Origin of the sequence: Paenibacillus sp. ICGEB2008 (genome assembly GCF_000307675.1) — a bacterium.
In the GTDB taxonomy this organism is placed as follows: Bacteria; Bacillota; Bacilli; order Paenibacillales; family Paenibacillaceae; genus Paenibacillus; species Paenibacillus polymyxa.
The window spans coordinates 53,189-76,705 of the sequence record NZ_AMQU01000012.1 but is presented as its reverse complement, the minus strand read 5'-3'; the positions used below and the strand labels follow the sequence as shown (position 1 = coordinate 76,705).

Genomic DNA, 23,517 nt, shown 5'->3' with positions numbered 1-23,517 from the left:
GCTTTTTTCGGCAGATGCACTGTATTTTTTATTCATTCACTAGGGCGAGATAAGGTCATTTCCGGCACACGGAAGCTTACCGTCGTCCCTTGCATAGGATTGCTTTCAATCTGCAATCCTTCTCCATACATATGGATCAGACGGCGATGGATATTACGCAGCCCCACACTGGAGGATACATGCTCCTCCGACAGTAAGTGTCGCAGTCGCTCTGGCGGAATCCCTACGCCGTCATCGGTCACGCTGACCACAAAATCGGCTCCAGCCTCTTGTACAATCACCCGCACCGTTCCACCTGTGGCCCGCTGCATCACACCATGCCGTATCGCATTCTCCACGATGGGCTGAATGCTTAATGGCGGGATCAGCGACCGGATGTTCCTCCCTACCTCTATAGTCACCTGCAAACGTTCTTCAAAACGGGCTTTTTCCAATGCCACATACGATTCTACCAATTCCAGTTCCTTGCATAGCGGAACTGTATTCTCCCTGTTCTGAAAATCAAAGCTTCCCCGCAAATACTGGCTCAGCTCCATAAGCAGCTCCGCTGCTTTGTCCGGGTCTACCGCTACGGTCGAAACAATGACATTTAATGCATTGTACAGAAAGTGCGGCTTGATTTGTGCCTGTAAAAAGGCCATTTCCGAACGCACCGCTTCCTCTGCCGAATGGCGCATGTTCAGGAGGGTGCGCACACGCGCCTTTAATTCCTCAGCATCAACAGGCTTACGTAGAAAGTCATTGGCTCCAGCCATGAAGCCTGCACGGATATCGCCGGGCAGGTCGCGTGCCGTCAGCAGCAACACGGGTAGTTCGGAGAGAGAATACCGTTCGCGAATCCGTCGGCACAGCTCAATACCGGACATTTCTGGCATCATCCAGTCCGTAATGACTAGGTCAAATCGGGTACGGCTATTCAGCAGCTGAAGCGCCTCCTCAGCATGTTCCACAGCCACCACACTACAACCTGTGGTGTATAACAGTTCCTCCAACACCCGAAGGTTAACCTCATCATCATCTACAGCCAGCACTCTGTAAGGAACATTCCTCACTTGCTCCAATCCATCTTCTTCAAGCGGATTCACATCCTGACTCGAGGTCACACCAGGCTGCAATATAACCTCAGACAAAACATTTTTTTGAGCTTCATGTGCCGACGTACCAGTCTCCGCTAAGGGCAGTGTAAAATAAAAGGTCGAACCTTTACCCAATCTGGACTCTACTCGGATATGGCCTCCATGCAGCTCCACCAGACGACGGGTGATGCCTAACCCAAGCCCAGTTCCACTATATCCTTCGTCCTCAGCATTCGCCCCTCGGTTAAAAGGTTCAAATATGTGCAAAAGATGGTCTGGGGCAATACCTGGTCCGGTATCCTTCACACTAATTTCCATTTCGCGGTTCCTGGTCTTGGCAGAGATTACGATTTCGCCTTCCTCCGTAAACTTCATCGCATTCCCCAATAAATTGTATAAGATCTGATTCAGGCGATGTTCATCTGCATCCACCTTAGGCAACGAATTAGGCCATTCTTTGACGAATTGGAGCTTTTTCTTACCTACCGAATGACCCAATACCTCCAGCACAGAGTTCACTGCAGCTTGTACGTTTACAGGCCGGCGGTTTAAGGCTAATCTTCCATTTTTCAAATTAGAAAAATCCAAAATATCGTTAATCAAATAGGAAAGCCTGCGCCCTACCTTCGCAATCAAGGCCAAATTGTGCTTTTGCGGCTCATTGAATTGTGTCCCATAGCGGTCTAGCATGGATTGAGCGATATTAATAATTCCATGTAGAGGAGTACGCAGCTCATGTGACGTGTTCGCCAGAAATTCGTCCTTTAACCCATCCAAGGTTAGCAAACGTCGTGACAGGTTCTCAACCTCCATGAACGAATGTACAAAACGTTTGGCCAGCAACAGCGTTTGAGCCAATACGAATATGAGCATTTCATAGGCTGTTACCCCACGTACATCTCCCCATCCCAGAACATACACAAAACTGGTCACCACAATCATAAGAATGCTCATAATACTAATGACTAGCAGTGCAGCGTCGTCCGTCCGTTGAACAAGTCCACGAATTAGGATCAGTAATACATATCCCACACTGACTACACCAAAAAGAAGGATAAACGTTTCAAAGGATGAGAGTACCAGTGTAGGCAACAATAGCCCCATACCCAGCATCAGTGCGGTTGTAATACTATAGAGACGCAGCACGATCCGATTCATAACAATCTGTGTCGTAAGATGAACATACCGAATCAGAAAATAGTAGAACAGCGTCGAAGAGAACGATTGAATTTTCAATATCCATTCATAAGGCAAATCCGGCATTCCCCAGACTAGCAGCTTCTCTCCATGTGTCAGAATGTAAAATAGTGCCGCGACGCAAAAGCATGCTAAGTAAAGCAAGGCCTTCTCTTTTTTACGTAAAAGGTACAGCATGATAAAAAATACAGTAGGGATAAAAAATCCTGCGACTAGTACGGTGTCCTCCGCCATCGCTACTTCCCGGCTATGCGTAATACTGGCATAATCCCCAAACAGCAGCGGATAAATGATCCCCCCAGAGGAATAGCTATAATTAGCCACATGCACGGTAATATCAGCCGAATGTCCATCTACTGCAGCAAATCCAACAAAGGGGGCGTTGCCCTGCTTGCCCTTGTCGGCCGAAACGGAGGGAACACCACTCGCACCCACCTCTGCTCCGTTAATCCATACTCGGCTGGAGTTGCGAATATTTTGCATATGGATGCCGTACAGATTTTCCACTTTTTCAGGCAACAGTACACGAACATGATAGGTTCCATATCCAGTCGCCTGTCCCCCAGGCATCCACTGATTCCATCTACCAGGCACATTCACAATTTTGGCAGAAGATCCAGTGCCTAATCCCAATTTGGAGGAGTTTTGACGATTTCCCCAATCCTGATATCCCGTTTCCTGAAAAGATGAAGGCTGCAAAAGCTGATTAGGATAAAACTCCCACTCTCCTCCCAACTGTACAGCACCTTCCTTGTCGGGGTCCCAATTACGCAAATCAATAACACCGTTGTGAGCTTTCCAATGACTGTTTCCGGATAATACACCCGACACTAACGGATATACCGGCAACGCAACCGCAAGCAGAAGTATAATAAAAAATAAAACACCCTGTTTTTTCATAAATCCCCCGCTCTTTTCAATAACGTCTATCTTTTTGTATCGGTTATTCTATCCAGCTACATTAGAAGCGTTGTCCACACAAAAAGGGACGCCCGCTGCAGATAAAATCTGTGCGGAATCGTCCCCTTCTATACATCCTTGCACTTCCTATATTCCCCTTATTAAGGAATTATAACGTCATCAATACTACCGCCAGGAATCGAGCCTGAATCATCTCCGCTGCTATCGCTCGGTGGCGTTGCTTCACCACTGCTGTCGCTGCTTCCTGTTCCACTGTTATCGCTCGGCGGTGTTGCTCCACCGCTAATGTCGCCGCTTCCTGTTCCGCTATTATCGCTTGGCGATGTTGCTCCACCACTGCTGTGGCCGCTTCCTGTTCCGTCGCTATCGCTTGGCGGTGTTGTTCCACCACTGCTGTCGCTACTTCCTGTTCCGTCGCTACCGCTTGGCGGTGTTGTTCCACCACTGCTGTCGCCAGTTCCTGTTCCGCTGCTATCGCTTGGCGGTGTTGCTCCACCGCTACTTTGTTGCTGGCTGGCTATAAAATCTTTATACTCCTGAATCGCATCTTCCAGATTCATATAATTTTTCTTAACTTCCGGCATAGGATAATACGGGTCCAGACGATTGAATGCATCCACTACTCTGTGAAAGTAGACCGTCGTAGGATCTGTACCATTTACTGTAAGCAGATTGTTCGCAATGTTCTTAAGCTCTTGGATATCAAGATCAGTTACGATCCATTTGGATTGATAGTTCGAAAGCGCTGTAATCAAATCTGTGTTAGCTTGGTCTACCTGAAGCTGTGTAATATCCGGAGTATTAAGCACAAGGTTTGCCTGATTAATTTGCCCTTGAAGCTCTTCGTTATCTTGTTCGGTATAATGACGGCCGAACGTCTGAACTTCATTATTAGCAATACTTATGTTGAAATTTAACAACATGGTATCCACTGCTATTGGTGCAGCATACTGGCTCTGTACTTGTTGCAACTCCTCGTATACAGGAACAACGTCTTGTAATTCAAAGCTGGACAAACCTAAGAAGATAGAGGCATGCTCTGAAGCAGAAGACAAAGCTTGCTGGGCTTCAGCACTTAATGCGCCTGAATTTTGCATCAAAATTCCATTGATCGCTGTCTGCATTTCTATGACTTTATCTCTCAATTGTAGTCTTTTCTCGTTATATTTTTCAATATAGGTCCCTTTAGCCTGACTTAATTGATTATAAGAGATCACCAATTGTTCCTCAGGAGTAAACGGCATAATGAGTGCAAAGTGGGCTTGTACTGTTTGTTGTTCTAAAAGCATCATTTCCGTATTCAAGTAATTACGAGCCACAGGGTCAGACAGCAGTTTGAGTTGAACATCTTGAACCAGCTGCTGCAGTTTTTCCCGAGTTGTAGCAGGCACTGGCGCAGTGAATTCCGTAAGCCTTTGACTCAGCTCCATGTTCAAGTTCAATACATCCAGCTGCGTCATAGCGGTGTGCATCTTCTCTGTATATTCCTGAATGAGGTTGTCTAGCTCAGTATTTTGAGAACCACTCTGATCGTAGATAACCTGCGCTTCTTGTAAAGTATTTTTAAGCACTGAGAAGTCCGCTGCTTGCAGTGCCAGGAATGATTCTGTGGCACCTTCTATTTTTTGTGTCCATTCCTCCAACTGCTCAGTTGTAGATAATGGATTCAGATATACTTTTGATCCTTCCCTCACTATGGACTTGTAACGCGCTTTGTCCGTTTTCAAATTCTCCACACGATCCGTTACATCGAGAAAATGCAGATAGGCATCTCTGAGTTTTACTGATGCTTTGTATACCTTGATTACTCGACCCAAGCTTTCTACTTCCCGATCCACAATATTCTGAGGCGCATTCCCTTCCAACACATTGTTGCCAAATCGAATCGCTTGACTTAGTGAGTCATCCCAGAGAGGCGGAAATTCGTCACCAATCATTCGGTTTTGTTCAAGGGTAGTCGAAGCTAACTGAATCAGTCTAGTTAATTCCTGTGTTCCAATCACCGGTTCTGTGGCTGAGGCTGTGTACACAGAAACGTCCTGTTTCAATGTGCTGAGCGCTTGATCTACTTCTCCTTGTGTAGCTGCTGTATTGTTTAGTACCAGCATAGCTTGATGAATGGCTATGGACAGGTTTTCCTTCGCTCCGGCTGGGTAAAGTGCTTGATCCGTTCCACCCTCGCCTGCACGCTCCAGCAGTTCTTTGGCTGCATGGACTTCTGTCTCCAGCCGACTGCGGTCTACGCTGATAATGTCACTGTTGTGTTTTTTCTTATCTTTGCTGTCTGTATCCGTGACAACCGCTCCAGTAGAGGACGATTTCGTCGTACCATTCACGAGACTAACAGCTTCTTTCATCGCATTATAGTTGATAATAACATCCTGTGGCTGTTTTTGTTCCGGCAGGTTAAGCTGGCTGATTGCTGCTCCCTTAGCCAACGTAATAAAAGGAACGCCCACATATTGAGATGCATCCAGCAAACCAATACTACCGTTAACCAACAGCTTGCCAAGTCCCTGTTGCAATGAAACACGACTAATCGCGGCATTACCTTCGGTCACGATCGATGCATCATTTTTCAGCGTCAAGTTGTCAATCTTTGTCGTCCCGGTTGCTGTCAATTGTGCATCTTGAGAGCCAAGCTCAACACCAGACCATGTCGTATTTTCCAAAATGGCTGATACCAGCTGGGTACCTGAGCCTTTGATTTCTAATACGCCTGTGGAGGACATGTTTTTCAAGGTTACCGAACCATTGACGATTAGGCGTCCATCAAAAGACACACCCTTACCGTCAAATACGCCACCGTCTGCGTTAATTTCCAGCTGTTTTACACCTGTGAGTGTACGCAAATTACGGTTAAGATCGATTTTTGCCCCTTTTAATACCGCTTTGTTATTTTCACCGAACAAGCCTTGCAAAGATCCTTCCAGCTGGTAGGGGATATTTCCGATTCGAACCGTATTACCCTCTGATTTCACTTCTCCTACTGGATGATCCAACAGGCTAACGAATACTTCTGCACTGCTCTCCCGGTTCAATGGATTTTTCAAATCCGTTGCAGAAGCATCCTCTGATAACAAACCATAATTGCGAGCTACCTGAACTGCATTTTGCTGTGCATCCGTAGTACCTGCATCCTGCAAGTCCATTGCGCGTACTAGTGATACGATCAGTTCTTCCTTGGTAATGGCATCTCCCGGACGGAACAGTTCTCCGTTGCCTGTCATATACCCGGCTGCACGTACAGCCTCAATATAGGGAGCACCCCATGCATCCGAGGACACATCCATAAAAGATGTTTGCGGCTGATTGTTAACTTCCAACTGGAACAGACTGCACAAAATTTTAGCCGCTTCGGCGCGGGTCAAATTCTTTTGTGCCATAAAATCGCCCTGATTACCACCTGTCATCAAACCCAAAGTGCGAGCTTGTGCTACAAATCCAGTCTCACTTTGCGTATCTGCTGTCGCTGCATAAGCAGTCTGGGCGCCGCCCATCCAAGGCAGAGATACAATGGAGCCTGAAGCAATCCCCAGCACCATTGCAGATGCAATCCATTTATTTCGATTTACAAGTTTCAATATTTTCACTCCTAGACGCTATTTATTGGCATATATCCTGTTATATCAAAGGCTTTAGTCATGTTTAGTTCTACGATTTATGCAACCAAGGAACTATGCTAAAAGAATTATACGAAACCCCACTGAACCGATTCTGAACAATTAGACCTATACAACGTGTTTCGTAGAATATTGCTTGACTTGGAGCTAACTACACATGGCCTAATATGCTTGTATTCATTTAATTTATTGCTGCGAATGGTTATTTAGACAGAACTAGCGAGGATGGGTGAGACGGTGGAAAATGACTATGACCGTTCTAATATAAGAAATGACAAGAACGCCCTATCCATTGATATAGGGCGTTCTTGATCAGAAATGAGGAGGTGAAATCTAAATATTTGCAATTTGCTCATAATGAGCGAGGATGCTCTTGGATAATGGAATAATGCTAAAACCTAACATGCCAACTACATATGTTGAATATCCGTTTTGTTCATTAACCCCTGCGTGCTTTGCGAGAGAGCAGGTTGCCCAAGGATTGAACCCCTTGTACAAACACGACTAGAATGACGACGGTTATGAGCATAACTAACGTATCAAAACGTTGATAGCCATACGCTATCGCCAGATCGCCAATGCCGCCGCCGCCGACCGCACCAGCCATAGCCGTTGCACCAATCAGTCCAATGGCGGCTGTCGTTAACGACAAAATCAGAGAACTGAATGCCTCGGGCAGCAGAAAGTATCGAATGACCTGAAACGGAGTCGCCCCCATCGCATCTGCTGCCTCCAATATTCCCGGATTGACCTCCAACAACGAATTTTCGACCAGCCTGCCGATATAGGGTGCTATATAAATAATTAAGGGGACAATTGCCGCACTGGTCCCAATGGATGTATGCACAATCAGACGGGTTAACGGAATGATCGCGATTAGCAATATAATAAACGGTAAGGAACGAACAATGTTAATGATCGGATTTAAAATACTGTACAGCCATTTGTTCTCCAAAATTCCGCCTGAACGGGTGACGACGAGTAAAATACCGATAGGGATACCAATCAGAGCACCAATAAATAATGATATGCTGACCATAAGTATAGATTCATACAAAGCTTCCCACAGTTGATCCCAAGTTATCGTGGTTCCTGTAATCATCATAGACTTTCCACCTCCTGAATATGAACCCCTTTGCTCTTGATAAAATCAACAGCCTGCTGAACGGCATGCTGCTCACCGCGCAATTGAAGTGTCATATAGCCAATCGTCGTTTCTTGAATCTCCGTCATGTTGGCAAACAAAATGTTCACATGGATATCGTGCTTCCGAATCAATTCATGAACCACTGGGTCGGAAGCTGCCTGTCCGATAAATTCCAGCTTGTAGATGCGTTGCGACTCTTGCTGCTCGAACGTTTGCAGCACACTATCCGGCACTTGATCGTGAATAACTGTGCGTACAAAGCTTTGCGTCGTTGGATGCTTCGGCTGTCCGAATACCTCCAGCACGTTGCCCTGCTCAATGATTTCTCCCTTTTCCATGACGGCCACCTTATTGCAAATCCGCTGAATCACCGACATTTCATGGGTAATGATCAAGATGGTGATCTTGTATTCCTTGTTGATTTTGCGAAGCAAATCAAGAATAGACTGCGTGGTCTGCGGATCAAGTGCCGAGGTTGCCTCATCACAGAGCAAAATGGACGGGTTGCTCGCAAGCGCCCGCGCAATCCCGACACGCTGCTTTTGCCCGCCGGAAAGCTCGCTGGGATAGCTATTTGCCTTATCCGATAATCCTGTGAATGCCAGCAACTCTGTTACACGCCTCTCAATTTCCCGCTTGTTGCGCTTGAGCAACACCAATGGAATGGCAATGTTTTCGAATACTGTTTTCGATTCCAGCAGATTAAAATGCTGAAAAATCATTCCGATCTTTTTCCTTACTTTTCGCAGCCCGGAGGTCGAATAGGCATTTAAGCTCTCCCCTTCGACAAGAACCTCACCAGTCGTTACTTTCTCCAGACGATTGACCAAACGGATAAGCGTACTTTTCCCTGCACCACTAAATCCGATAAAACCAAAGATATCTCCTTTATCTACTGTGATATTTATATTTTTTAACGCTTGAATGCTTAAGCCTTTTCTTACATAGGTTTTGGATACATTCCTAAGTTCAATCATAGCTCCTAACTCCTTCCGCTCCATCAAGTATGTAAGATCTCTCTGAGTTGATTTCTTTCCTATGGCATGAATACTCGAATTAAATCCGAGTATTTTAGTAAGTTTTATAGAGTATACTACTTCGATTTTATATTGATGTCAATATGTGTTTTAAGTTTGGTGCAAGCATTTCTTTCTTTGCATAAATGAACATGATATTGCAGATGGTATGGAATATGCCGAAGTATACACATCTTACCCGAACCGGGGCGGAAACGGAGGAACATAGATGAAGCGAATATTGACCTTGTGGCTATGCATTGCAATGATGGGAATGTCCACAGTTATGGGAGAATCGGCATCAGCTACCCAAGCTGTGGACGGACAACCGTATCATTTTGGGTTTAAAAAAAGCAAAGGAGGCGAGCTGCCCTCCATCGCACAAGAAGGCTTTATGCACCTGATTGAAAGACAAGGCGGCATCTTTTTGGGGGATACGACTAAGAAAGAATTATTTCTAACTTTCGACAACGGTTACGAAAATGGATATACTCCCAAGGTACTGGATGTATTGAAAGCGAAAAAGGTTCCGGCCGCCTTCTTTGTTACCGGACATTTTGTAAAAGACCAACCGGATTTAATGCGCCGCATGGCGAGTGAAGGCCATATTATCGGAAACCATTCATGGAGCCATCCTGATATGAGCACCATCTCTTCGGCAGAGATTCGATCTGAGCTGGATCGGGTACGAACTGCATCTGCAGAGCTGACCGGGCAAAAGGAAATGAAATATGTCCGGCCACCACGCGGCATTTTTAATGAAAAAGCATTGGCATCCTGTCGAGAAGCCGGATATACGAGTGTGTTCTGGTCGGTAGCCTACAAGGATTGGGACACGAATATTCAGCGAGGAACGGACTATGCCTATCGCCAAGTCATGCAGCAGCTCCACCCTGGAGCGGTCATTTTACTTCATTCTGTATCCAAGGATAATGCCGAGGCACTTGGCTCGATCATTGACGAGGCTCGTAAGCAAGGATATGAGTTCAAAAGCCTGGATGACCTTAAAGTTAAGCATTATCACTAAAAATAGCTCTAACTTAATGACTTAATACCGTCATCAGCCCGAACCACATCTGCTCTAGCAGACAGTGTGAATCGGGCTTTTTAGTTTACGAATAAGGAAGGTCATGGATATAATGACGTAAGAAACGATTTGGAGAGCACTTTTTTGGAGGTACATCTATTATGCACTTTGTATTTGATTTGGATGGGACGATCTGCTTCAAGGGGCAGTGTGTGTCGGATAAGATTGCAGGCTGTTTGGAACAGTTAACTCAAGCGGGACATGAAGTCATTTTTGCCTCGGCACGACCAATCCGCGACATGCTGCCTGTACTTCCTGAACGCTTTCACAACTATACCCTGATTGGCGGTAACGGCTCAATGATCTCCCAAAATGGCAGTGTAAAATACGTAGAGTCCTTTCTTCCGGAAGTACAGAATGCTCTGCTCCCACTGCTGGAGGAACACCAAGCTACCTACTTGATTGACAGTGAGTGGGATTATGCTTATACAGGCGCAGCTGATCATCCCATACTCAACAATGTGGATGTTAGCAAGTTGGCACAAAAGCTGCCTTTGGCGTCCCTGAAATCTATTGTAAAAATACTCATTTTAACTGCTGACGATATGGAAGGCTTGGCTGCTAAGCTTCTACCGCTGGGTGTGGTCATTCATCAACACCGCAATGAACCGGTACTGGACATTAGCCCCCAGAATATCCATAAATGGAACGCGCTTCAGAAGCTAGGTGTGCAGCCTCGTCGATTTATCGCCTTTGGTAATGATGCGAATGATATTCCAATGTTCAAAGAGGCACACCATGCCGTCATGATTCACCATCATGCTGAACTGGCTGCCTACGCGACTGAATCTATCCCTAATGAGGGGGAAAATCAAGAAGAACGGATTATCGCCAAAATCCGTGAATTGGCTGAAACAGTAACTATTTAGTCCAACGCTAAGGAAGGGGAGGCTCCTCTATGAGCCTCCCCTTCTTTTATCATCTTAAGGATAACGAACATTTATTTTAAGGTTAACTTATACACTCTAGCTTCGTAAGGGCGCAGCTTCAAAGCGTGCAAATTTTCTCCTTTTACCGGTTCATAGTTGGAGAGAAGCAGCCCCGCCTTGGCGATAGGAAACTCCTCACCGTCGGGCCAGTGGAACACTGGATCACGGTCAAAAAAATTCAGAATGACTAGCAAACGCTCTTGTCCCAGCATGCGCGCAAATACATACAGTTCTGTATCAAGTGGCAACAACAGCTTGTATTCGCCATAGACTATGACCTCATGTTGTTTGCGCAGAGCAATCAACTTGCGATAATAGTGAAAAATCGAGTTCGGATTATTTCTTTCCGCCTCTGCATTAATGTGCGTGTAGTTATCATTAATTTTCATCCACGGCTCTCCATCGGTAAATCCGGCTGCAGGTCCGGCATTCCACTGCATGGGAGTGCGTGCATTATCCCGACTTTTTCGCCAGATCGCGGCCATAATCTGCTCCTCCGGCTCACCGACCTTTCGTTGCTGCTCATAATAGTTTAACGTTTCCACATCCCGATAATCATCAATCGACGGGAAGGCAATATTCGTCATTCCAATTTCCTCACCCTGATAAATATAAGGCGTACCCTCGAGCATATGTGTGAAGGTTGCCAGCATTTTAGCTGATTCCGCACGGTACTGGCCATCATTCGCAAAACGCGAGAGAGCCCGCGGTTGATCATGATTGTTCAGATAATTGGCATTCCATCCTTCCTGATGAAGCACCGTCTGCCAACTACTCATTATTTTTTTCAGTTCCACCAGCGTCCACGACTTGTACTTCCATTTTTCCGTTCCTAACCCTTGGGCATCAATAAACATGTGTTCAAACTGGAACACCATATTCAGCTCATGCCGCTGATCTCCCACATAATCCAGTGCCTGCTCTGGCCCTAAACCGGACGTTTCACCAACCGTCATTAAGGGATAACGCTCCAGTACCTTTTCGTTCAGCATCCGTAGAAGTACATGTACCTGTTCAAGGTTGGAAAAGAGCTGATAGGCACGCACCAAGGTTTGTTTGTCAGGATTATGCGCATCCGGCAGTCCTTCGGCTTTGACAATATGGGCAATGGCGTCAAAGCGGAAGCCATCGACTCCCTTTTTTAACCACCATTCCACCATACGATAGAGTTCACCCACCATCTCTTCATTTTCCCAGTTCAGATCCGGCTGATGCTCGGAATATAGATGCATGTAATATTCGTCTGTAAGCTTGTCATATTTCCATACAGAACCGGAGAAATACGATTCCCAGTTGTTCGGATATCCGCCATTTTTGCCTGTTCGCCATATGTAGTAGTCCCGCTTCGGATTATCCTTGGACGAGCGTGACTCCGTGAACCACGGGTGCTCATCCGACGTATGGTTTAATACCAAATCCATCATAATTTTGATACCTCGTTCATGCGCCTGATGAAGGAGTTCATCAAAATCCTCCATCGTTCCAAACTCATCCATAATGGCATAATAATCGCTAATATCATATCCGTTATCATGATTGGGCGACTTATATATCGGGCAAATCCAGATCACATCAATACCCAGCTCAGACAGATAATCCAGCCGAGACAAAATGCCGCGCAGGTCCCCTTTTCCGTCTCCGTCAGAATCCTGAAAACTGATCGGGTATATCTGATAAACAACAGCTTCCTTCCACCATATTTTTTTAGGCATGTTTCCCTCCTGTATCTTCTCTGTACATCCAATAGCTTATGCTCTTAACATACACGCAATACCTGTATGCGAATCGTCGGTGTAGGGAAATGAGGGACTTGTAAGCTTGCTTAGGTACACAAGCAGAGCTGCTATAGCTTACGATATATTTTTTTAATTTATTTTTTTTGAAAAACAGGTTGTATACATGGACTTGGCGTTACCTATATTTATGAACTACCCATATACTTGAACCAAAAGCGGTGCCATTCTTGAATTTAGGGAGGAATTGATATGAACCTTCGACCCAAGGAGCCAAAGGATTTAATTGTGGAGTCAGCTGTGATCCCGCCCAACATCCATGTGGATGTGGAGTCAGCCACTGAGGGGGGAACACGCCGCCTGATGCTTAGTGATAACCCGGAGACGCTTACCCACGTGACGGTACCTACCGAGCAAGCCACTTTGTGGCATGATGTGGTTCGCACCACCACCCGGACAGTCAAGCACCGAATTTTCGGCTGGCATTATAACAAAATCGGCAGCCCTGTTAAACTGGGCATCACCATAGAGAATAAAAGCACGGCCCGCCTGGAAGTACGCCATATTGAACGTGCTCTGGAGATTGTACCTGAGGATGGCAACTGGATTATTGATGTTGGGCAGTCTATTGCCAAAAGCTGTTTGGCGGGTACGATGAAACGTCTGAAGCCAGTAGACCGTCACAAATTTGGCAGAGGCACCGCCTTGCTGGAGGAATTTGAGCTACCCGAAGGATCACTGGCCGGATTCGTCTATGACCTCACGGTAGAATATGCCGAAGGCCACGGTACGCTGGACTATGTGATTCGCACCGTAGTCAGCAAAGATACGCAGACTGATCTGCGCGAGATTCATGAGGATGCGCTCCCTCCTGTACCCCCGCCACAGGCGCATCCACGGGGCGTATGGTCCTTTTCTGAAACAAATGCGCGTATGCCGGAGTATGTAGTAGGGCAAAGCGCCAACTACCGAGCATGTGCCACTAAGAAGCTGAACGGCGAAACTCCTGCCGATCTACTGTTTACAGGGGAACGCAGCGAACTGGGGCCTGCGCTTGATAATCGCGGACAATTCGGAACAATATATAACGCAACCATTCCTATCGTTAATCACAGTAGTGAGGTACGTACCGTACGAATTTACGCCAATCCACGTGGAGGTGCATTCGCCGGGTCTGTACGCGTAGATGGTCATGTATACGGTATCCCCTTGCTACAAGATAATACCAAGGTATGCCGACTGACTGACATCAGCGTCCCGCCTGGCCAGTCGAGCTATTCTCTTAGCTTCATGGTTGCAGGTAGCGCGACTACTCCGCTGGGTTTATACGTGATCACACTATAATCGTAATAACATTAGATGGACACATGGGTCGCCTCAATAGTGCAAAGAATATAATTAAGATGTAATTGTTCTAAAAATACCAAATAACCCGGTGACCATAGATCGTCGGGTTATTTGTGTCGATTTCTTTATAGAATACGCTATTTCAGATTACACTACTCTACTAAGTATAAAATTGGATGGTGGAGTAGGCTCCGGCTTACCAAACAAATAACCCTGAGCTAGCGACACACCTGCATCACGACAAAATTCAAAATCCTCCATTTGCTCTACACCTTCAGCCAACACCTGACCACCAAAACGAAAAGCGGATTCCACTATCCCAGTAATTTGGCGTTTTTGATCACTGTTACTGTGACAGCCATCAATTATACTGCGGTCAATTTTAACATAATCGGGCTGGAGGCAATTCATAAGCTCTGTCGTAGAATAGCCTGCCCCTACATCGTCCAGTGCCACCGAAACTCCCCGTGTACGATATTGTTCAAAGATTTGATGCAAAAAATTCAGGTCGTCTATTTCTTCCGTCTCTACGACCTCAAATACAAAATCCTCCGTATTCATGGATAACCGATCAATTGTCTCAAAGGTGTGATTCAAGCAATAAGCCGGATTATAAATGGTTGAAGGGAGAAAGTTAATAAATCGTTTAATTCCCGTCGGAAGGCATGTCGCACTTTTTTCAATGGCGGAAATACGAGCCGAGCGATCCAAATGAGCATGCAAGCCAGCTTCACGAGCAACTTCAAACAATCGGAAAGGCTGAAAAGACTTATCGTGCTGTGATGGACGCAGCAAAAACTCAAAGCCTATGATATTCAGCTTGTAGTCAACAATAGGCTGCATATGGCTGGTAAAGTTTTGATTCTTAATAATACTCACCAGATCCGGATGTTGCAGTCGAGCTTGCAATTGACTAAATAAAAGCCAGTCCTCAAATCCCTCAACATGTTGCAAACCAGTCACCACAACTTGTATTCGGTCCAAACACTCCTGCGGCAGACGAGCCAGTCCGTTAACTAGCTGTTCCAACTGTGAACGGCTGTCGTAGCGAAACACGATGTTATCCTCACACCAATGTTCTGGTTTCATTTGTTCCGATAGCATACCCAAGCCCTCTAATGCTGGAGTAAGCGACACCCTAGAATGCCTAATTTTCAGCAATCCTTGATCCTTAATAGGTAATATGATGCTGCAATTGCTGCAAGTCATAATGGTCCTCCTCGGAACAATTTCCCGGTTTTTTCACCATTATATCACAAACAATTAGAACAAAAGTACTATATAATTACGCGTTTTGACAAAAAATAAGCTTATCTTGAACAACAACTTAGGACTTAAGTGCATATTCGACAAGAATAAAGCCTTTTTTACACTCATAATAAACACGGTACTATTGTATAGGGCATCAAAAAAAGCAGCAAATCTCTTGTTTAAAGAGACTTACTGCTTCATTCTGATATGGATATGGAAACTAAAATCCCAAGTTACTTGGACGCCTTTGGCTTCGTTGTTTTAGCCGGTTTTGCAGCCGCAGGCTTAGTTGTTTTGACAGCTGGCTTCGCGGTTGCTTTCGCAGGTGCCGCAGCTTCCTTCACAGAGGTCGTTGCTGCACTAGGCTTAGCGCCAGCTTTCAAGCTGTATTTGGCAAACCCGTCTGCCGCGTTGCTCAAGTATGAAATTTGTTGATTTCCGGCCAGCACGTCTTTGGCATCAGGAGAGGACTCAAAAGTAACCTTGGCCTGACCAAAAGGAGCAATAGACCAGTTGCCGTCCGCTGACGGATTAATCGTTCCGTTCGTACGGATATAATCAACAACGACTTGGCGACTTTCATCTGGTGCTGCCATCACAATTCGTTTGCCATCTGGGTTGGCCAGTTTGGAGGAGGAAGCACGATAGTTATTGGTCGCAACGATAAATTTCTGTGCAGGATCAATAGCCTTCCCATTGTATTGCAGATCCTTGATACGATGGGCCGAAGAATCAATAATAGTACCCTTGGCATCATATCGTGCAGGCTGAGTTACATCAATCTGGTAATTCACACCGTCAATCACATCAAAATTGTAGGTTGGGAAATCTTTGTTAATCAGCGATTGTTCCTCAGTTTTGCTAGGATCAATGCGGTTGAACTGACCCGCAGACCACTCCAGCCACTCCTGAATTTCAGCACCAGTAACTTCTACAGCATGAACCGTGTTCGGGTACACATACAGATCGGACACGTTTTTAATCGCTATTGTACCTTCAGGAATGTTGGTATAATACTCGGCACCGTTGCGACCACCGGCTTTGAATGGAGCGCCTGCCGATAATACGGGGAGATTTTCGTATTCGGTTCCTTTAAGATGGTTTTGAACATACCATTTCTGTGCATTTGTCACAATTTGAATGGACGGGTCATCCTGCACTAATGCAAAATAGCTGGTAATCGGTGCAGTCGTTGTTCCGACAGGTTGACGAACATAATCCAGCGTTCCTTGATGCTCTTCTTTGATCGCATCAATCAGTTTAAATTCAGGAGTAAACTGCACTGCCTGATTGGTAGTACTCACAACTGGACGCACTTTTGACTGAGAGTTGATTACGTGCCACTCGCGATTTCTCTTCTCCAAGCTCAGATCAATAATGCCCAGATCCTTACCCCACGAAGAAGCTTCCACAGCCGGTACGCCATTAATTGTTCCTTTATCCAAATCTACACCGCTCATATCTTTAAAATCAGAGCCTGGGAAAGATTTGTGAGCATGCCCAAACAAAATCGCGTTAATCCCGTCTACCTGGCTCAAATATTTAACGGCATTCTCCATCATTGGCGTTTGCGGCACATCCTCATAACCTGTGTGTGCAAGCACGACAATAATGTCAGCACCTTCTGTTTTCATTTGTGGAATAAACTTTTTGGCTGTTTCCACAATATCCTTCGTAACGACCTTATCCTTCAAATTAGCTTCATCCCACTGCATAATTTGGGGGGTTACCAGACCGATGACACCCACCCTAAGCGTATGCTCTTCGCCCTTCTCATCCGTTACTTTTTTATCAAGAATCTGATAAGGAGTAAAATAATTTTTAGTAGCTTGACCCTCATTATCAACATAAACGTTCGCATTTACGTAAGGAAAATCAGCTCCCTTGAGCGATTTGTCCAGGAAGTCAAGACCATAGTTGAATTCGTGGTTGCCGACAGTAGCCGCATCATAATCCATCAAGTTCATCATCTTATAGACCGGATGGACACCGCCTTCTTTCTCAAAGGTTTTGTTGCGGGCCATATAATCGTCTAATGGATTGCCCTGCAGCAAATCACCGTTATCGAACAGCATGCTGTTTCTTGTTTCACTACGTGCTTGTTGGATCAAGCTTGCTGTGCTAACCAAGCCATATTCATTAGTTTCTTTGTCCGAATAATAATCATAATTCATCAGCGCCCCATGAATATCTGTTGTTTCCATGATCCGCAAATTCACCGTAGCGCTATCGCGAGAATCGATAGCTGCCCAGGATGGAGCCGCTGAAAACACCAGCAGGCTACAAGCTACAACTGCTGCTGTAAACCCTTTAAACCAATTTTTACGAAATAACAAAATATACCCCTCCTCATTAAGGTGTATGCCTCATATACATACTTTTGCACATATATGTAAGCTTTGAACCCACCATTCCTATTTTAATCCAACGCCAGACAAAAGAGTAGTCATTTGCTTAAAATATTTATGAAAAAATAATTATTTTGCGTATAAAAAAAGCCAATAAATCTCCTGAAAAAGTTGGAAATTTACTGGCTTGTCCGTTTATATTGTTTCTATTTTGTCCACACCTGGCGCTCCGTTTGTTGACCCACGTACTCAATACGAGTCGGATTGACGTCTAAGATGACATAATCGGGATCATCTGGTCCGGAAAACCATTTTTTCAGAGAATCATTCCACACTTGTTTGCGTAACCCCTCATCAGCTGTAATCTGGACGGTAGCCTCCACTTCCAAGACTTCCTTCGTGCCACCCACTTCATAGCCCAGCAGCAGATAAGCATTCGGATTGTCCTTTAGCTCATCCACTTTATGTGTTTTGCGATCCGTCGCCAGATGAATGTTCATTCCATCGTTAAAAAGGGCCATATAGCGTACTTTCGGTTTTCCGCCCTCAACCGTACCTAACGAGCAAAATTTGTTGTTATCCAAAGCCTTCACAATGGCTTGTTCCAGCTGACTGCGATCCAGTGTCTCCGTTTTACCCACAGTACAACAACTCCTTTTTACGAATTAGAATTCTATAGGGCTATGCCACTTGGCACCAGCTCTCCTAAACATACAGTGTAGCTGTTCTAAAAATAACATGACCGAAACAGATCTGAATGATTCATGTCCATTTTCAGATCAAAGCTCACAGTAAAAGTGTACCCTGTCGTTCGACAAATGAACCGTGAGCGCTCCCTCAAGGCTGGACAGACCTGCTTTCAAGGCATATAATCGTCGTAGTAAACCCGAATAAACGAACCCATTAAACCATACAATGCCAGGGGTGCTGGAATCGGCCGGCTGAGAGTGTGTCCCAAGACACTGACCCTTACAACCTGATCTGGGTAATGCCAGCGTAGGAATGCTTAAGCAAGATGTGCCTTTTATTAAAACAGGACATCCCTTACTTTGGTATATACAAGCGCAAGCGTCCCGGAATCTCGGGACGCTTTTTTTGTTGAAGATAAAGTTGTTGGAAAGATTGCTTCCGGCAGATGTGATTTTTGTGAAAATGGGGAATATAAACTGTCTGATTGGACGGATAACGGGTAATTAAAAAGGAGAGAACACAACGATGAAGCGCATGAAAATGTTAAGCCTGGGTCTAATCAGTCTGTGGCTCATGGCTATGACTCTGACCGCTTGCGGCGGCAATCCCCCTACATCTCAAAAGGAGGTTCCTGCTGCCGACACTTCAACGTCTACCTCGGCAAAGGGGCTCAAAGATGTTAAAGTCGTGCTCGACTGGACACCCAATACGAATCACACGGGACTCTATGTCGCCAAGGACAAAGGATTTTACGAAAAGGCAGGCTTGAATGTCCAAATTGTTCAACCTGGTTCAGGGGGAGCCGACCAAATGGTTGCTTCGAATGCTGCACCTTTTGGTATCAGCTATCAAGAAGGCGTCACTCAGGCTCGTATCCAAGGCGTACCGCTCGTATCCATCGCTGCGGTGATTCAGCATAACACCTCTGGCTTCGCAGCTCCGGTAGACCGCGGAATTAAAAGCCCGAAAGATTTCGAGGGTAAAAGCTACGGCGGCTGGGGTTCTCTTGTAGAAGAAGCGGTCATGAAATCCATCATGGATTCAGACCAAGGTGATGTGAGCAAAGTGAAAATCGTCAATATGGGCAATGCAGACTATTTTACAGCCGTGAAGCGGGATATTGACTTTGCCTGGATTTTCTACGCATGGACCGGGATTGAGGCCGAACTTCGAGGCGAGCCCTTGGATATGCTGTATGTAAAAGATTATTCCAAAAGTCTCGATTACTATACACCTGTAATTGTGAGCAATGAACAGACGATAAAAAACGATCCTGACCTAGTCAAAGCGTTCATGGACGCTACTGCACAAGGCTATGAATACACTATCGCCCATCCAGAAGAAGCGGCGAATATCTTAACTAAAGCTGTGCCAGAGCTGGACAAAAAGCTGGTACTTGCTAGCCAAAAATGGCTAAGCCCGCGTTATCAGGACGATGCCACGCAATGGGGTTTACAAAAAGCAGAGGTATGGCAAAACTACTCGGATTGGATGTATGAACGCAAGCTGCTCAGCAAACCTTTGGAAGTCGATAAGGCCTTCACAAACGACTTCTTGCCCAAGCGTTGATCATTTTGTTAAAACGCTAAATAAGACTGGACTAGAGAAGTGAACGAAGCGCCACTATGCGGACGGATGATGCTTCCCATCGCCACCGCCCCCGGATTTCTCGAATAAAGCCCTCAGCAGGGTAGAAATCCGGGGACAAAAGCGACCGTTTTGCTTGTACAGCACCATTCCGTCCAATTCGTTCTCGTTCCACTTGGTTTATTTCTCTAGTCTCATAGTATCTAAGCGCAAAAACAGGTGCGCTTATGTAGAAAATACCGTACAAAATACTGTACAACCTAGCTTTAAAAATAAGGTGCTTTTAAGGCGATTAGTAGCGTAGCGGTTCACTTGAATCTGGAGAAGCGAAGCGTTCGCCTGAAAGCTTTCTTTAGGAAAGCTGACTTCGGAAGCATACGCTCAGGGGAATTCTTACCTTTAAAAAATTTTCCATAGAATCTCACGGCAATAGCGGTCGTAAGATCAAATGAAACGCGAAGCGGTCTCCCCACCTTAAACCACCATATCTTTTTACTAACACTCCAATAAAGGACAGGTGAAATTCACATGGCTAATACACTGCTCAGCATTCAAGTAATCCCTAAAACACCTAATAACGAAGACTCTTACCCCTATGTAGACAAGGCGATTGAGGTCATCCAGCGTTCCGGTGTCAAACATCAGGTGAATCCATTGGATACGACCATGGAGGGCGAGCTCGACGAGTTGCTGAAAGTGGTTAAAGAAATGCACGAGGCTTTGACGGAAGCTGGAAGTCCCAGCGTCATTTCACAGATCAAAATTGCACATAACCCACAGGGTATCAGCATGAACAAGCTGACCGAGAAGTATCGCCCATGAATCCGAAAGGCAAGAACGCATCCTGGTGGAAAAGCGTATGGCCGCCCCTTGTGGCGGTCCTCTTCTTTTTAGCGGCTTGGCAGGGAGCGGTTTCCTATTTACATATTGAATCCTGGCTGCTGCCAGCTCCATCCCTAATCGTACAAGAGGGTATGGCGCAGTCGGCGTTGCTTGGTGCCCATACATGGGCTACGATTCGCCTGACGCTTGCGGGGTTTGCTATAGGGACAGCAATGGGACTGCTGATCGCCATCGTTCTTCATACGATTCCTTTTCTCAAATCTGCTTTGTACCCGCTCCTGATCCTTAGCCAAAACATTCCGATTATCGCCCTCGGCCCGTTGCTCATGGTATGGTTCGGTTTTGGCGTGCTGCCCAAGCTTATGGTCATTACATTAGTATGCTTTTTTCCAGTGGCTGTAGCAGCCATGGACGGGCTGACACGGACAGATCGTATGATGATGAACTACATGCGGATGTCGGGTGCAAGCCGCAGGGCTATTTTTATGAAGCTGGAGCTGCCACACTCCCTGCCACAAGTCTTCTCTGGCATTAAAATCGCTGCTACCTACAGTGTGATGGGCGCGATTATTGCCGAATGGATTGGGGCCAGTGAAGGAATTGGATATTATATGTTGCTGCAAAAATCTGCCTATCGTACGGATCTCATTTTTGCCGCTATCGGGATTATTGTTACACTCAGCTTACTGATGTTTGTCGTTATTCTACTACTGGAGAAATGGTTGGTGCGCTGGAAGCCTGATCAAGAATAGCCTCCACATATTGCATTAAAGCATTAATGAAAGGACGTGGCACATATGAGTCTGCATCCGACGGACTTGACATCACCACCTGTGGCTGATGAACAGCAACAAGCCGGAGAACCGCAGGTAATGACACCTGCTCCTCCTGCTTTGGAATTGGACGGGATCAGCCTCGCCTTCCGGGAAAAGCGAAGCTCACTGCCTGTACTACAGGATGTATCCCTTACCGTTAAGCCGGGCGAATTTGTCTCCCTCATTGGTCCGTCAGGCAGTGGCAAAAGTACGCTGTTTCACATCATCGGCGGGCTGCTCAAGCCGCAGCAGGGACGTATTCGTATGCATGGACAGGACGTGACTGGTGAACGCGGTCATATTAGCTATATGCCACAGCAGCCCGCCCTTTTCCCGTGGCGCACGACGCTGGATAACATACTACTCGGGCAGGAAAATGCACCGCGAAAGGATGCAGTAGCAGAGTCCCGATACGTCAGCGAACGTGAACGGCGCAAAGAAGCCTTGCAATGGCTTGAGCAGGTTGGGCTGGGCAAGTTCGCGAAGGCGTATCCGCATACGCTGTCTGGTGGCATGCAGCAACGGGCGGCCTTTCTTCGCGCCCTGCTTAGCCCGCAGGAGCTAATGCTGCTGGATGAGCCGTTCAGCGCACTCGATGCGTTGACACGCGCAGATATGCAGCAATGGTTATTGCGGATGTGGGAGAAGAACCGCCGCTCTGTGCTGTTCATTACCCACAGCATTGAAGAAGCGCTGTTGCTCTCCGACCGCATTTATGTGCTGTCGGCGCGACCTGCTTCAGTGATGCATGTCGTAGACGTTCCTTTTCCTCGCCCGCGTAGGGAAGAAATCACCCTCGATCCACGCTTTATGGAATGGAAGCGGACAATGACTGGCTGGATGCGTGAGGAAAAGCACAAACTGGACGGCGATATGGACACCGCTGAAAGTGTCCGTAAAAACACCTCTGACGGCGGGGTAAACCATTATGAATGATTGGAATGTGCACTCTGCATTGAGATTGAACGTCGCAGCAACTGTTCCCTTAATCGACGCACACATTCATGTAGACAGTTACCCACCTGAACAACAGGAGCTATTGCTCGCTTCGCTTGTCGACAACCATGTAGAAGCCATCGTAGCTGTGTCCATGCATCTAGCCTCCAGTCAAGCCAACTTGCGCCTGGCTGAGCGTTGGCCCAGGCTAGTACGTCCAGCCTTCGGCTTTCATCCAGAACAGGCTCTGCCATCACAAGCCGAGCTTGACCTGTTGTTCCACTGGATGGACGAACATGTACAGCAGATGGTCGCGGTGGGTGAAGTCGGCTTGCCCTATTACAATCGGCTGGAAGCCTCACGCAGCGGAGATGCTTTTTACCTCGCTCCCTACATAGTGCTACTGGAGCGTTTTATCCAGTTTGCAAGCAAGCATAGCAAGCCCATCGTGCTGCACGCCGTTTATGAAGATGCAGACATGGCCTGCGACCTATTGGAACGTCACGGCGTTACGCAAGCGCATTTTCACTGGTTCAAGGGCTCTGCCGCCACGACCAAACGTATGGCCCGTAATGGCTATTATGTGTCCTTCACACCGGATCTCCTGTACGAAGAAGAAATCCGCAGTTTGGCAAGACAGTATCCGTCTAATCAGGTCATGGCAGAGACAGACGGCCCATGGCCATTCGAGGGCCCTTTTACCGGACAGCAGACACATCCACGGATGACTGCCGAGGTCATTCGCGAGTATAGCAAGCTGACCGGTCAAGATGAAGCTACTGTCCGTCAATTGTTTTATGATAATACGAGCCGCTTCTACTCCCTGTCCAATTCATAAAGGCATATCAGCTATTTACTAAAAGGCTCACAACCATAACTTGTAGTCAAAGCAAAGAACCTCCTTATATACGCGAAACTTTATCATGCGTAATTAAGGAGGTTCTTGTAATTTTACATACACGTGTTGCTCA

Annotated in this window: 17 protein-coding genes and 1 riboswitch; of the genes, 8 read left to right on the top strand and 9 right to left on the bottom strand. The window is 46.2% G+C overall.

Translation table 11 applies throughout. The annotated features are described in order from the left end of the window. Nucleotides 1-32: 32 nt before the first annotated feature. From C400_RS0112705 to C400_RS0112690, 4 genes are all read right to left on the bottom strand, one after another. Nucleotides 33-3,173, bottom strand: a complete 3,141-nt coding sequence (locus tag C400_RS0112705; RefSeq protein WP_017427206.1) for an ATP-binding protein — start codon at nt 3,171-3,173, stop codon at nt 33-35. 161 nt (nt 3,174-3,334) lie between these two features. Further along, entirely contained in the window at nt 3,335-6,778 is a 3,444-nt protein-coding gene (locus tag C400_RS0112700) for an S-layer homology domain-containing protein (protein ID WP_017427205.1), read from the bottom strand. A gap of 478 nt (nt 6,779-7,256) precedes the next feature. After that, nucleotides 7,257-7,922 carry a methionine ABC transporter permease gene (locus C400_RS0112695; protein ID WP_017427204.1) on the bottom strand — a complete coding sequence of 222 codons (666 nt, stop codon included), beginning with the start codon at nt 7,920-7,922 and terminating at the stop codon, nt 7,257-7,259. Then, nucleotides 7,919-8,941: a methionine ABC transporter ATP-binding protein gene (locus C400_RS0112690; protein WP_016818826.1), complete on the bottom strand. Its 1,023-nt coding sequence runs from the start codon at nt 8,939-8,941 to the stop codon at nt 7,919-7,921. The genes C400_RS0112695 and C400_RS0112690 overlap by 4 nt, the downstream gene beginning before the upstream one ends. Nucleotides 8,942-9,209: 268 nt before the next feature. Here C400_RS0112690 and pdaA point away from each other — a divergent pair, with 268 nt between their 5' ends. Both pdaA and C400_RS0112680 read left to right on the top strand, forming a co-directional pair. Further along, the gene (gene pdaA / locus C400_RS0112685) at nt 9,210-10,007 is read left to right on the top strand and encodes a delta-lactam-biosynthetic de-N-acetylase (protein WP_016818827.1); all 798 of its coding nucleotides are present in this window, start codon (nt 9,210-9,212) and stop codon (nt 10,005-10,007) included. Nucleotides 10,008-10,168: 161 nt separating this feature from the next. Next, nucleotides 10,169-10,936, top strand: coding sequence for an HAD-IIB family hydrolase (locus C400_RS0112680; protein ID WP_016818828.1), 768 nt, complete (start codon nt 10,169-10,171; stop codon nt 10,934-10,936). Between the two features lie 71 nt (nt 10,937-11,007). Here C400_RS0112680 and C400_RS0112675 read toward each other — a convergent pair whose 3' ends face one another. Beyond that, nucleotides 11,008-12,708, bottom strand: coding sequence for a glycoside hydrolase family 13 protein (locus C400_RS0112675; RefSeq protein WP_016818829.1), 1,701 nt, complete (start codon nt 12,706-12,708; stop codon nt 11,008-11,010). A gap of 273 nt (nt 12,709-12,981) precedes the next feature. Between C400_RS0112675 and C400_RS0112670 the strand changes: the two genes are divergently transcribed. Further along, nucleotides 12,982-14,073, top strand: coding sequence for a hypothetical protein (locus C400_RS0112670; protein WP_017427203.1), 1,092 nt, complete (start codon nt 12,982-12,984; stop codon nt 14,071-14,073). A 150-nt stretch (nt 14,074-14,223) separates the two neighbouring features. Here C400_RS0112670 and C400_RS0112665 read toward each other — a convergent pair whose 3' ends face one another. The 3 genes from C400_RS0112665 to C400_RS0112655 all read right to left on the bottom strand — a co-directional run bounded on the left by C400_RS0112665 (nt 14,224) and on the right by C400_RS0112655 (nt 18,316). Then, nucleotides 14,224-15,285, bottom strand: a complete 1,062-nt coding sequence (locus tag C400_RS0112665) for an EAL domain-containing protein (RefSeq protein WP_017427202.1) — start codon at nt 15,283-15,285, stop codon at nt 14,224-14,226. Between the two features lie 275 nt (nt 15,286-15,560). After that, nucleotides 15,561-17,663, bottom strand: a complete 2,103-nt coding sequence (locus C400_RS0112660; RefSeq protein ID WP_017427201.1) for a bifunctional 2',3'-cyclic-nucleotide 2'-phosphodiesterase/3'-nucleotidase — start codon at nt 17,661-17,663, stop codon at nt 15,561-15,563. Between the two features lie 218 nt (nt 17,664-17,881). Further along, nucleotides 17,882-18,316: a pyridoxamine 5'-phosphate oxidase family protein gene (locus C400_RS0112655; protein ID WP_016818833.1), complete on the bottom strand. Its 435-nt coding sequence runs from the start codon at nt 18,314-18,316 to the stop codon at nt 17,882-17,884. Between the two features lie 269 nt (nt 18,317-18,585). Further along, a riboswitch (TPP riboswitch) is annotated at nt 18,586-18,695 on the top strand. Nucleotides 18,696-18,890: 195 nt separating this feature from the next. On the opposite strand from C400_RS0112655, the gene C400_RS0112650 reads away from it, so the two are divergent. Further along, nucleotides 18,891-19,934, top strand: coding sequence for an ABC transporter substrate-binding protein (locus tag C400_RS0112650; protein WP_017427200.1), 1,044 nt, complete (start codon nt 18,891-18,893; stop codon nt 19,932-19,934). Nucleotides 19,935-19,988: 54 nt separating this feature from the next. Here C400_RS0112650 and C400_RS28435 read toward each other — a convergent pair whose 3' ends face one another. Then, nucleotides 19,989-20,111 (bottom strand): hypothetical protein, encoded by a 123-nt coding sequence (locus C400_RS28435; RefSeq protein ID WP_269800343.1) that lies wholly within the window; start codon nt 20,109-20,111, stop codon nt 19,989-19,991. Between the two features lie 369 nt (nt 20,112-20,480). Here C400_RS28435 and C400_RS0112645 point away from each other — a divergent pair, with 369 nt between their 5' ends. From C400_RS0112645 to C400_RS0112630, 4 genes are read left to right on the top strand one after another with little or no spacing between them, the layout of a single operon-like run. Then, nucleotides 20,481-20,774, top strand: a complete 294-nt coding sequence (locus C400_RS0112645) for an MTH1187 family thiamine-binding protein (RefSeq protein WP_016818835.1) — start codon at nt 20,481-20,483, stop codon at nt 20,772-20,774. Further along, nucleotides 20,771-21,547 carry an ABC transporter permease gene (locus C400_RS0112640; RefSeq protein WP_017427199.1) on the top strand — a complete coding sequence of 259 codons (777 nt, stop codon included), beginning with the start codon at nt 20,771-20,773 and terminating at the stop codon, nt 21,545-21,547. The genes C400_RS0112645 and C400_RS0112640 overlap by 4 nt, the downstream gene beginning before the upstream one ends. A 45-nt stretch (nt 21,548-21,592) precedes the next feature. Next, the gene (locus C400_RS0112635; RefSeq protein ID WP_017427198.1) at nt 21,593-22,546 is read left to right on the top strand and encodes an ABC transporter ATP-binding protein; all 954 of its coding nucleotides are present in this window, start codon (nt 21,593-21,595) and stop codon (nt 22,544-22,546) included. Beyond that, nucleotides 22,539-23,384, top strand: a complete 846-nt coding sequence (locus C400_RS0112630; protein ID WP_017427197.1) for a TatD family hydrolase — start codon at nt 22,539-22,541, stop codon at nt 23,382-23,384. Before C400_RS0112635 ends, C400_RS0112630 begins: the two co-directional genes overlap by 8 nt. Nucleotides 23,385-23,517 lie beyond the last annotated feature (133 nt).